The sequence below is a fragment of the Romboutsia faecis genome (assembly GCF_014323405.1).
GTDB lineage: Bacteria > Bacillota > Clostridia > Peptostreptococcales > Peptostreptococcaceae > Romboutsia_E > Romboutsia_E faecis.
Genome location: NZ_JACRWE010000004.1, coordinates 44,747 through 56,752 on the forward strand (window position 1 = coordinate 44,747; position 12,006 = coordinate 56,752).

10 protein-coding genes are annotated in these 12,006 nt (G+C 30.3%); all 10 read left to right on the forward strand.

Going from position 1 to position 12,006, the window contains the following annotated elements; genetic code table 11:
- Positions 1–237 precede the first annotated feature (237 nt).
- The 10 genes from fdhF to tig all read left to right on the forward strand — a co-directional run bounded on the left by fdhF (position 238) and on the right by tig (position 11,964).
- Positions 238–2,382 carry a formate dehydrogenase subunit alpha gene (gene fdhF, locus H8923_RS09430; protein ID WP_153972276.1) on the forward strand — a complete coding sequence of 715 codons (2,145 nt, stop codon included), beginning with the start codon at positions 238–240 and terminating at the stop codon, positions 2,380–2,382.
- A gap of 30 nt (positions 2,383–2,412) precedes the next feature.
- Positions 2,413–3,186 carry a formate dehydrogenase accessory sulfurtransferase FdhD gene (fdhD, locus tag H8923_RS09435; RefSeq protein WP_243139967.1) on the forward strand — a complete coding sequence of 258 codons (774 nt, stop codon included), beginning with the start codon at positions 2,413–2,415 and terminating at the stop codon, positions 3,184–3,186.
- A 36-nt stretch (positions 3,187–3,222) separates the two neighbouring features.
- Positions 3,223–3,774, forward strand: coding sequence for a 4Fe-4S dicluster domain-containing protein (locus H8923_RS09440; RefSeq protein ID WP_153972275.1), 552 nt, complete (start codon positions 3,223–3,225; stop codon positions 3,772–3,774).
- Positions 3,775–3,791: 17 nt separating this feature from the next.
- Positions 3,792–5,168 carry a [FeFe] hydrogenase, group A gene (locus tag H8923_RS09445; RefSeq protein WP_153972274.1) on the forward strand — a complete coding sequence of 459 codons (1,377 nt, stop codon included), beginning with the start codon at positions 3,792–3,794 and terminating at the stop codon, positions 5,166–5,168.
- Positions 5,169–5,687, forward strand: coding sequence for a 4Fe-4S dicluster domain-containing protein (locus H8923_RS09450; RefSeq protein WP_153972273.1), 519 nt, complete (start codon positions 5,169–5,171; stop codon positions 5,685–5,687).
- A gap of 73 nt (positions 5,688–5,760) precedes the next feature.
- A complete protein-coding gene (locus tag H8923_RS09455; protein WP_153972272.1) occupies positions 5,761–6,183 on the forward strand; it encodes a DUF3783 domain-containing protein in 423 nt (140 codons plus the stop codon).
- Between the two features lie 267 nt (positions 6,184–6,450).
- Positions 6,451–8,445 carry an NAD-dependent DNA ligase LigA gene (gene ligA, locus H8923_RS09460; protein WP_153972271.1) on the forward strand — a complete coding sequence of 665 codons (1,995 nt, stop codon included), beginning with the start codon at positions 6,451–6,453 and terminating at the stop codon, positions 8,443–8,445.
- 272 nt (positions 8,446–8,717) lie between these two features.
- Positions 8,718–10,067: a ribonuclease PH gene (gene rph, locus H8923_RS09465; protein ID WP_153972270.1), complete on the forward strand. Its 1,350-nt coding sequence runs from the start codon at positions 8,718–8,720 to the stop codon at positions 10,065–10,067.
- Positions 10,067–10,537, forward strand: coding sequence for a metallophosphoesterase family protein (locus tag H8923_RS09470; protein WP_153972269.1), 471 nt, complete (start codon positions 10,067–10,069; stop codon positions 10,535–10,537). The genes rph and H8923_RS09470 overlap by 1 nt, the downstream gene beginning before the upstream one ends.
- A 140-nt stretch (positions 10,538–10,677) precedes the next feature.
- A complete protein-coding gene (gene tig, locus H8923_RS09475; RefSeq protein ID WP_153972268.1) occupies positions 10,678–11,964 on the forward strand; it encodes a trigger factor in 1,287 nt (428 codons plus the stop codon).
- The last annotated feature ends 42 nt before the right edge of the window (positions 11,965–12,006 follow it).

The window sequence follows — 12,006 nt, forward strand, 5'->3', positions numbered from 1 at the left end:
ATTTTTAATAAAATTAATTGAATTTCTAAATAACACAAGGGTTTCCAAATATATTATGGAATTAAAAATATATATAATCATTTCAATGCAAATCTAGAAATAAATCAAAAATACATTATTTAATCTTAAAATTTCAGTTTATGTAATTATATATGAATAAATTAATAGATACATAGTATTTATTTAGTATGGGTAATTCTCAATAATTATAAAATATTTTTTAGGGGTGATAGGTATATGGAGAAAAAAGTATTAACCGTATGTCCTTATTGTGGTGCAGGATGCCATATGTATCTTGTAGTAAAAGATAATAAGATTTTAAAAGCAGAACCTGCCAAAGGAAGAACTAATGAAGGAAATTTATGTTTAAAAGGACACTATGGTTGGGATTTCTTAAATGATCCTAAGATTTTAACACCAAGATTAAGAAAACCGCTGATAAGAAAAAATGGACAATTAGAAGAAGTTGAGTGGGAGGAAGCAATAACATATACAGCATCTAAATTAAATGAGATAAAAGAAAAATATGGACCAGATGCTATTATGGGAACTGGATCAGCAAGAGGTCCAGGAAATGAAGCAAATTATATAATGCAAAAATTTATGAGAGCCACAGTTGGTACTAATAATGTAGATCACTGTGCTCGTGTTTGACATGCACCATCAGTAGCCGGTCTGGCTTACTCATTAGGCAGTGGAGCAATGTCTAACTCTATACCAGAAATAGAAGATACAAATTTATTATTTATATTTGGGTATAACGGAGCAGATTCTCATCCAATTGTTGCAAGAAGAATAGTTAGAGCAAAAGAAAAAGGTGCAAAAATAATTACTATAGATCCTAGGGTTACAGAGACAGCAAGAATATCTGATATGCATTTAGCTTTAAAGGGTGGAACTAATATGATTTTAGTTAATGCCTTTGGTAATGTTTTAATAGAAGAAAAGTTATATGATGAGAATTTTGTAGAAGAACATACACAAGGATTTGAAGAGTATAAGGAAGTGGTTAAAGAATATACCCCTGAGTATGCAGAGAAATATACCGGTATACCAGCAGATATTATAAGAAAAGCAATGAGAGAATATGCAAAGGCTAAGGACTCTATGATTCTTTATGGAATGGGAGTTTGTCAGTTTGGTCAAGCAGTTGATGTAGTTAAGGGATTAGCATCTCTAGCATTATTAACAGGAAACTTTGGAAGACCAAATGTAGGAATAGGGCCAGTTAGAGGTCAAAATAATGTTCAAGGTGCTTGCGATATGGGAGCTCTTCCTAATGTTTATCCAGGTTATCAAAGTGTTACAAATCAAGAAGTAAGGAAAAAGTTTGAAAAAGCTTGGGGAGTTAAGCTTTCTGATAATAATGGATATAGTTTAACTGAAGTTCCTAGGTTGGTATTAGAAGAAAAGAAACTTAAAGCGTACTATATATTTGGTGAAGATCCAGTACAAAGTGATCCGGATGCTTCAGAAGTAAGAGAAGCTTTAGATGAATTAGAATTTGTGGTAGTTCAAGATATATTTATGAATAAAACAGCTCTTCATGCAGATGTAATACTACCTGCAACTTCATGGGGAGAACATGAAGGTGTTTATACATGTGCAGATAGAGGATTCCAGATAATGAGGAAAGCTGTTGAGCCGAGTGGAGATGTAAAAACTGATTGGCAGATAATTAGTGAAATATCAACAGCCATGGGATATCCTATGAGTTACAATAATACAAAAGAAATTTGGGATGAAATGAGAAGCTTAACTCCAAGTTTTGCTGGAGCAACTTATGAAAAGATAGAAAAGCAAGGATGGGTACAATGGCCTTGCAAGAGTGAATCTGAAGATGATATGGGAACTATGTATCTTCATAAAGGTGGTAAGTTTTCAACTCCAAATGGGAAAGGTAATTTATTTGCAACTCATTGGAGACCTCCAATGGAGTTAGAAGATGAAGAGTATCCATTTAGTTTATGTACAGTTAGGGAGGTAGGTCATTATTCAGTAAGAACTATGACTGGAAATTGTAGAGCACTAGCTAAGCTTGAGGATGAACCTGGATATCTTCAAATAAGCGAATTGGATGCAGAAAGGTTAGGAATAAAAAATTATGAACTAATTAGAGTTAGTTCTAGAAGAGGTAGTGTGTTAACAAGAGCTTTAGTTACAGATAGAGTAAATCCAGGTGCTACTTATATGACATATCAATGGTGGGTAGGGGCTTGTAATGAGCTTACTATAGCAAATCTAGATCCAATATCAAAAACACCGGAGTATAAATATTGTGCCGTTAAAGTTGAAAAAATAGAAAACCAAGAATGGGCAGAACAACAATTAAAACAAGAATATGAAGAAATAAAATCTAAAATGTTATCTAAAAATATTTAAAATTAAAAATAAAGAAGGGAATATTCTGATATGGAAACAGTAGATATGAACGATGGTATATATGGAAAAACCTTTGAAGTTCCAATAATAAAGTTAGATGAGTTTAGTTACAACTGTACTGAGGATAATGTGATAGCAGAATATCCCTTTACCCTTGTTTTGAATGGAAGGGAGATAAATACATTTTTATGTACCCCATCTAAATTAGAAGAATTAGTCATAGGATTTTTATTGAGTAAGGGACATATAAGAAAAATTGAAGATATTATAAGTCTTGAAATTGATAAAAAAAATAGAGTTTCTAATGTAAATATAAAACAGGTATACGATAACGATGATATGGAAGATTTTATGTTAAACGAACTAAATAGCTTAAAATATAATTATATAGAAAGTAATACAAGTATATATGTAGATACCATATATGAAATTATGAAAGTTAATTTAAACTATTCAAGATTATTTAAAGAAACTGGAGGTACTCATAGTGTTGCCATTTTTGAAAATAATAAAGAAATTGTTGTTTGTGAAGATGTGGCAAGGCATAATGCTATGGATAAAGCCATTGGGCATTGTATATTAAAGAGTATACCTTTAGATAATAAGGCAATTGTTGTGAGTGGGAGGATATCATTTGATATGCTTTCAAAAGTTGCTAGAGCTGAAATTCCTATAGTTATATCAAAATCAGCACCAACGAATTTATCAATAGAATTAGCTAAGAAATCAAATATAACTCTTATCGGATTTGTAAGAGGAAAAAGAATGAGTATATATACACATTCATATAGGATTAAAGTTTAAGCTAATTAGATAAGAAAAGAAGAAAGGTGGGGGAATATGAAGAATAAATTAGGTTCATTTGTAATAGCAGAGTCAAGTAAATGTACTGGATGTAGATCATGTGAAGTTGCATGCTTTACAAGTCATAATAAAGAAAACAATGTTGGTTATACTGTTGGAACAGTAGAAGTTCCTGTAATTCCGAGGCTATATTTAGTAAAAGAAGATAATTTATGTATGCCAATACAGTGCAGACATTGTGAAGATGCTCCATGTTTAAATACATGTCCAGTAAGTGCTATATCAAGAGAAGATGGTGCGATGATTGTTGATAACGATAAGTGTATAGGATGTAAAACTTGCCTGTTAGCGTGTCCATTTGGAGCAATAGATTTGCTTCCACAATATAAAGATGGAAAAGAAGTTGAACAAAGGGTAATAGATGAGAGCAATAAGATAGCATACAAATGTGATTTATGCAAAAATGACGAAAAGATAGCTTGTATTGATGCTTGTCCTAATAAAGCTTTAAAGTTAATTACACCTATTGAGGATAAGAGAAATAAAAATAAAAAAGCTGTACTTGGATTATTGATGACTAATAAATAAGAGAGGAGGAGAGAATTATGATAATAAACATAGATAAAGATTTATGTACGGGATGTCAGGAATGTGTAAAAGTCTGTCCGACATATGCTATTGAAGGTGAATATGGAAAAGCTCAGGAAATTAACTCAGATAAATGTATAATGTGTGGACAGTGTGTTCAAATTTGTAAATCATATGCATCAATAGTTGATAAAGGATTTGAATTTGTAGAAGAAAAAAGAAAAGAAAGAAATTTACCAGATACAATAAAAGAACCTGTATTTGCTGCATATAACGTATGTGAAATAGAAAAAGTTAAAACTGCGTTAAAAGATAAAAGTAAGTTTACGATGGTTCAGTGTGCTCCTGCAGTTAGGGTAGCAATAGGAGAAGAATTTGGTCTTGAATTAGGAACTTTAACACCAGGTAAAATGGCAGCAGCTTTAAAGAAACTTAATTTTGATAGAGTTTATGATACAAATTTTCCAGCTGATTTGACGATTATGGAAGAAGGAACTGAGTTGATAAAGAGAATTACAGAGGGTGGAACATTACCTATGTTTACTTCCTGTTGTCCAGCATGGGTTAAATTTATGGAAAATAACTATCCTGAGTTAACTGATCATTTATCTTCTTGCAAGTCTCCTCAACAAATGGGAGGAGCAATATTTAAGACTTATGGAGCTCAAATAAATAACATAGATGCATCTACTATTTATAGTGTAGCTATAATGCCTTGTACTTGTAAAAAGTATGAGTGTGATAGACCAGAGATGGATTCAAGTGGATATAGAGATGTAGATGCAGTTCTAACTACAAGAGAGCTAGCTTATTTAATAAAAGATATGGGGATAGATTTTAATAATTTAAATGAAGAAAAATTTGAATCACCTCTTGGTACTTATAGTGGTGCAGGAACAATATTCGGTGTAACAGGTGGAGTCATGGAAGCAGCTCTAAGAACAGGGTATGAACTTATAACGAAAGAAAACATACCAATCATAGATATAATAGATGTAAGAGGTAATGAAGGTTTTAGAACTTCCATTATAAAAATAGGTGATTTGAATTTAAGAGTTGGAGTAGTAACTGGCCTTAAAAATATTGTACCAGTATTAGAGGACCTAAAGTCTGGAAAGTTAGATTTAGATTTTATAGAAGTTATGACATGTCCAGTTGGATGTGTTAGTGGTGGAGGTCAACCAAAGTTATTATTAGAAGAATATAGAGATATTGCATATAAAAATAGAATTAAATCAACTTATAAACATGATAAAAATTTACCATTGAGAAAATCTCATGAAAATCCGGAGATAGAAAAAATTTATAAGGACTTTTTAATAGAACCATTAGGAAGTGTATCTCATCATTTGTTACACACAGAGTATTGTGTTGGAAAGGAAGTGGCTAAATAAATGAATTATTTTGTTATAGCTAATCCAGACAAATGTATAGGATGTAGAACATGTATGATAGCTTGTGTAGTTGCTCATAATGGTGAAGATTTATTTTATAAGAATCATAGTGATATAAATTTTAATCCAAAATTAGAGGTTATAAAGACAGAGACTATTAGTGCACCAATTCAATGTAGACACTGTGAAGACGCACCATGTGCAAAGGCATGCCCTAATGATGCTATTGAAAGATTGGATAATTCGATACTAGTAAATCAATCTAAATGTATAGGGTGTAAGACTTGTATGATAGCCTGTCCATTTGGAGCTATAGATATATCTCCTTTAGATGAAATTCATGAGGATAAATTGTTGTTTAAAGAATATATGGTAGCAAATAAATGTGATTTATGTAGAGAAGTAGAAGATGGCCCTGCCTGCGTTAAAGTCTGTCCTACGAAAGCTTTTAAAATAGTTAAAGAAGACGACATAGACCTTTCTATAAAGAATAAGAGAAGGTTAGCTGCCTCAAAATAGAATTAGTAACTAGGTTTTAAAAGTCTATTATTGTGGTAATATCTAAAGTATATAGATATAAGGAGTGATAGATATGACATTTACTAAGATAAATGATATTAATAATGAAAATATACACAATAGAGCATGTGTTATGGTAGTTAATTTTAACAAGAAAGAAGGGGCTTTAATAAAAAATATTTGTGGTTTTATTGGAGTTAGGGATTGTATTTTTTTAGATAAGAGTAATGGAAATACATTAATTAAAGATGCACTAGAAAATAATATATATTCAGATTGTGAAGATGGTATTTCAAACAAAGCTGTAGTGTTTAATAATATACCTAATGTAAAAATAAATTCATTTTTAGAGAGTTTAAAGAAAATGAGAATAAATAGACCGCTTACAGCTATGGTAACTGAGACGACTTTGGACTGGACATTAAATAAGTTATTATACAATTTAGTTGAAGAACGAAAAGCATTATCCTTAGGTAAAGAGTTAAGTCATAAATAATAGAATCATATAAATATAATACTATATATAGGTTTAAAGTATATAAAATTGTATAAAATAATGTTAACTAAATAGATATATTTAAATATTATGTGTTTAGTTAACATATTAAAAAGTCCTCTATAAAATTTAGAGGACTTTTTAATATAAATTATTAGAAAAGTTAAGTTTAGTGTTATACTAAAAAATGTAAAATTTAATTAGAAAGTTTGAAAAATATATAATACTAATAATAAATAATTTTGACTTAGCTAGGAGGATATAGTTATGGACGTTAAATCTAGAATAGAAGAATTACGAAAAGAGATAGAATATCATAATAATAAATATTACAATGAAGATTCACCTGAAATTTCAGATTATGAATATGATAAATTGTCAGTTGAACTAAGAAAATTAGAAGCTGAATACCCAGAATTTAGTATGGAGGATTCACCTACTAAAAAGGTAGGAGGAACAGTAAAAAGAGAGCTAAGAAAAGTAGAACATGATGTACCTGTAATAAGTTTACAAGATGTATTTGGAAAAGAAGAAGTTTATGAATATGTAAATAAGATGATAGTAGAGCTAAATAAGCCTAAGTTTGTTGTAGAAAAGAAAATAGATGGACTTTCAGTTGTACTAAGATATCACAATGGAGAACTTACAGAGGGTATAACAAGAGGGGATGGTGTAATTGGTGAATCAGTATATGAAAATTTACTTGAAATAAAGAATATACCAAAGATAATACCATCTAAGTTACCATACTTAGAAGTACGTGGAGAAGTATACATATCAAATAAAGCTTTTGAAAAAGCTAATAAAAAGCAAGAAGAAATAGGAGGGAAGAAATATCAAAACCCTAGAAATCTTGCTGCAGGAACATTGAGACAATTAGATCCATCAATAGTTAGAGATAGAAATCTTGATATATTTGTATTTAACCTTGAAATATCAGAAGGTAAGGAATTTACTTCACACTCGGAAACATTGGAGTGGCTTAAAAATCAAGGATTTAAAGTAAGCCCAGATTTTACAGTATGTGAAACTGCAGATGAGGTATGGGATTATATATCTAAGGTAGGAAATGAAAGATGGAATTTACAATATGCTATAGATGGAGCTGTTGTAAAAGTAGATAATTTAGAGGATAGAAAAAAACTTGGAATGACAAGTAAAGTTCCAAGATGGGCAGTTGCATACAAATATCCACCAGAACAAAAAGAAACTATAGTAAAAGATATAATAATACAAGTAGGTCGTACTGGGAGACTGACTCCATTGGCTATATTAGAACCTGTTAGATTAGCTGGAACTACAGTATCTAAAGCCACTTTACATAATCAAGATGTAATAAATGAAAAAGATGTAAGAATAGGTGACACTGTAATTGTTCAAAAAGCAGGAGATATAATTCCTGAGGTTATAAAAAGTATTCCTGAAAAAAGACCTGCTGATTCTAAACCATATGTAATACCAAATATATGCCCTATATGTGGGGAGGCAACTGTTAGAGATGAAAATGGAGCAGATACTAGATGTATAAATTCAGAGTGTGATGCTCAAGCAACTAGAAGTATATCTTATTTTGTTTCAAAGGATGCGATGAATATAGTTGGATTTGGTAAAAGTAAGGTAGAGGCTCTTATGTCTGAAGGATATATAAAAGATATAGGAGATATATATCAATTAGAAAATTATAAAGATGAAATATTAGAGAAGAATGTTATTGGTAGAGAAAAGTCTGTAAATAATCTTCTTAATGCAATAAATGAGTCAAAAAACAATAACATAGATAAATTAATTACAGGTCTTGGAATAAAAAATGTAGGTAAGCAATCAGCAAAAGTATTAGCTGAAAATTTTGCTGATATGGATGAAGTTGCAAATGCAAATTATGATCAACTAATAAACTTACCTGATTTTGGAGATACAATGGTAAATGATATAATAAAGTACTTTAGGAGTGAAAAATATCATACTATAATATCGAAATTAAAAGAATATGGTGTAAATGTAATTTCAAAATCATCTGAAACAAAATCGGATGATAGTAGATTTGAAGGAATGACATTTGTAATAACAGGAACATTACCTACAATGAAAAGAGATGAAGCATCATCATTAATTCAGTCACTTGGAGGAAAGGTTTCGGGAAGTGTGTCTAAAAAAACAAGTTATGTTTTAGCTGGAGAAGAAGCTGGAAGCAAGTTAACTAAAGCTGAAACACTAGGAATAACAATAATAGATGAAGAAGAATTTAAGAATATGATAAAATAATAGGGAATATTACAGCATAGATAAATTTAACTTTGATAATATTGAAATTGTATAACACTTACAAATTTAGAAAATAATAATTGAATAAGAATATACAATTTGTAACATTAAAAATAAAGTCAATTCATCGATTTTATTATGTGTAGTAAATTAATGTAAAGAGTGCTAGAATTATTAAATAAAGTATTAAAATTCTCAGCTAGAATCTTAGACAGAAACTGTACTGTCTTTTAGAAATAAAACTAAGAAGATAGATTTAAGAGAGGTAAAAAATGACTAGAATTGATAATAGAAAATATGATCAAATAAGAGACGTAAAGATAACTAGAAATTATACTAGATATGCAGAAGGGTCTGTACTTATAGAAATGGGAGAAACTAAGGTTATATGTACTGCTTCAGTTGAAGATAAGGTACCACCATTTTTAAGAAATACAGGTACAGGATGGATAAATGCTGAGTATTCTATGTTACCTAGATCTACACAACAAAGAAAAATAAGAGATGCTTCTAGAGGTAAAGTAGATGGAAGAACTCAAGAAATACAAAGATTAATAGGAAGAGCGATAAGATCAGTTATAGATTTAGATAAAATAGGTGAAAGAACAATTTGGATAGATTGTGATGTTATACAAGCTGATGGAGGGACTAGAACTGCTTCGATAACTGGTGCCTTTGTAGCGGTAGTAGACGCAATCTATAAACTATATAAATCAAAAGCAATAAAGAAAATGCCAATAAGAAATTTTGTATCTGCTATAAGTGTGGGTATAGTTGATCAAAAACATATGATAGACTTATGCTATGAAGAAGATTCAACAGCACAAGTAGATATGAATATAATCATGACTAATACAGGAGAATTTGTAGAAATACAAGGTACTGGGGAAGAAAGACCATTCTCTAGAAATGATTTAAACTCTTTATTAGAATTAGGTGAAAAAGGGAATAAAGAATTAATAAAGAAACAAAGAGAAGTTCTTGGAGAAATAGCTGATGAAATATTAGGTATGGAGTATGGTGATGACGTGGTAATTGCTACTAATAATGCTCATAAATTAGAGGAAATCGGAGCTATATTAGAGGACTTTGATTATAATATACATTCTTTAAAAGATGTAGACTTAGATGGAATTGAAATTATAGAAGATGGAAAAACATTTGAGCACAATGCACTTATAAAAGCAAGAGTGATAGCTAAGAAAACTAATATGATAGCAATATCTGATGATTCAGGTTTAGAAGTGGATGCGATAGGTAAAAAACCTGGAGTATACTCAGCAAGATTTGCAGGTGAAAATGCTACTGATGCAGAAAATAGAGAAAAGTTATTAAAAATGATGAAGAGCGTTCCTGCTAGCAAAAGAAGTGCAAGATTTGTATCCGCTGTAGCAGTTGTATTCCCTGATGGAAAAGAGTTTGTAGTAAGAGGAACTTGTGAGGGATCTATAGCATTTGAAGAAAAGGGAAGCAATGGTTTTGGATATGACAACTTATTTATAGTTAATAAGTATAATAAGACATTTGCTGAAATTCCATCATCAATAAAGAATGCTATAAGTCATAGAGCTAATGCTTTAGAGATAATGAAGAAGGAGTTTTCAAAAAGGGTAGTGAGATAATGAGGATAGGTATAGTTAGTGATACTCATAGAATGGAAAATTTTATGAATAAATCAATACCGTATTTGAAAGAATGTGATTTAATAATACATGCAGGAGATAATTTTTCAGATTCGAAATATATACATAAAATGACAAATACAGACATTATAGCTGTAAAAGGAAATTGTGATTTTGAAGATGTAGAAGATGAGTTAGCTTTTGAAGTAGAAGGAAAAACTATTTTTGTATGCCATGGTGATAACTACGGGGTTAACTATGGTTTAATGGAAATAGAGGAAAAAGCTAAATATATATGTGCAGACATAGTTATTTTTGGCCATACTCATATTCCTTTGTGTATTGAAAGAGATGGAATTTTATATTTAAATCCAGGTAGCATGTCTCTGCCTAGAGGAGGGTCTTCAAGAAGATTTGTTATTATGGATATACAGGATAATAGAATTAATTTAGAAGAAGTAATAATATAATTTGGAAATGAGCCTTCACAATAAAGGGAAGGCTTGTAAATACTTGTAAATAAAAAAACTTATGTGATATAATTAAAGAGTTAAACAATAAGTATAATTTAATTACAAATCATTACATACATTTTAGGAGGAAAAAGTTAATGAAAGCAGAATTAATAAAAAAAGAAGGCAATAAAGTAACTTTTAATTTAACTGTAGATAACGATAAATTTGAATCAGCAGTTACTAAAGCTTACAATAAAAATAAAGGTAAATTCAACATACAAGGATTTAGAAAAGGGAAAGCTCCAAGAAAAATAATAGAAGCTCAATATGGGAAAGAAGTATTCTACAATGATGCTATAGATATAGTATTACCAGAGGTTTACCCACAAGCTATAGATCAATTAAATATAGATCCAATAGATAGACCGTCATTAGATGTTCAAGAAATAAGCAAAGATAACGGTTTAGTTATGGTTGTTGAAGTTGAAGTTAAGCCAGAGTTTGAATTAGGTGCTTACAAAGGAATAGAAATATCTAAAGTTGATAATACTGTAAGTGAAGAAGAAGTAGAATTAAGACTTCAAGAAATGGTTAACAAAAATGCTAGATTAGTTAGCGTTGAAGATAAAGCTATAGAAAGTGGAGATACTGCTGTTATAGACTTCGAAGGATTTGACAACGGTGTTGCTTTCGAAGGTGGAAAAGGTGAAAATCATAACTTAGTTATAGGTTCAAACTCTTTTATACCAGGATTTGAAGACCAATTAGTAGGTAAAAAAGTTGGAGAAGAAGTTGAAGTTAATGTTACTTTCCCAGAACAATATCATGCTGAAAACTTAGCTGGAAAGCCAGTTGTATTCAATGTAAAGATAAATGATGTAAAAGTTAAAGAATTACCAGCTTTAGATGATGAGTTTGCTAAAGATACAACTGAATTTGACACTTTAGCTGAGTTAAGAGCTGACGTTAGAGTAAAAGCAGAAGAAGAAACTAAAAATAGAGCAGAAGCTGAAATGAGAAACTCTATAGTAGAAAAAGTAGCTGAAAACACAGAAGTTGAAGTACCAAATGCTATGGTAGAACATCAAATAGACAATATGATAATGGAACTTAATTACCAATTACAATACCAAGGATTAAACTTACAACAATTATTAGAAATGACTGGTAGAAGTATAGAAGAATTAAGAAATGAAAGAAGAGCTGACGCTGAAAGATTAGTTAAGTCATCATTAGTATTAGAAGCTATAGCTAAAGCTGAAGGTATAGATGCTACTGAAGAAGAATTAACTGCAGAATTAGAAAAAATGGCTTCTATGTATAACATGGAAGTTGAAAAATTAAAAGCTTCTTTAAGAGATGCTGACTTAGAAGACATAAAAGGTCAATTAAAGATAAGAAAAACTATAGATTTCTTAGTTGAAAATGCAAATATAGCTTAATTTTATAGCTTAATTTTTTACAGTAGCCGTTAGGCTACTGTA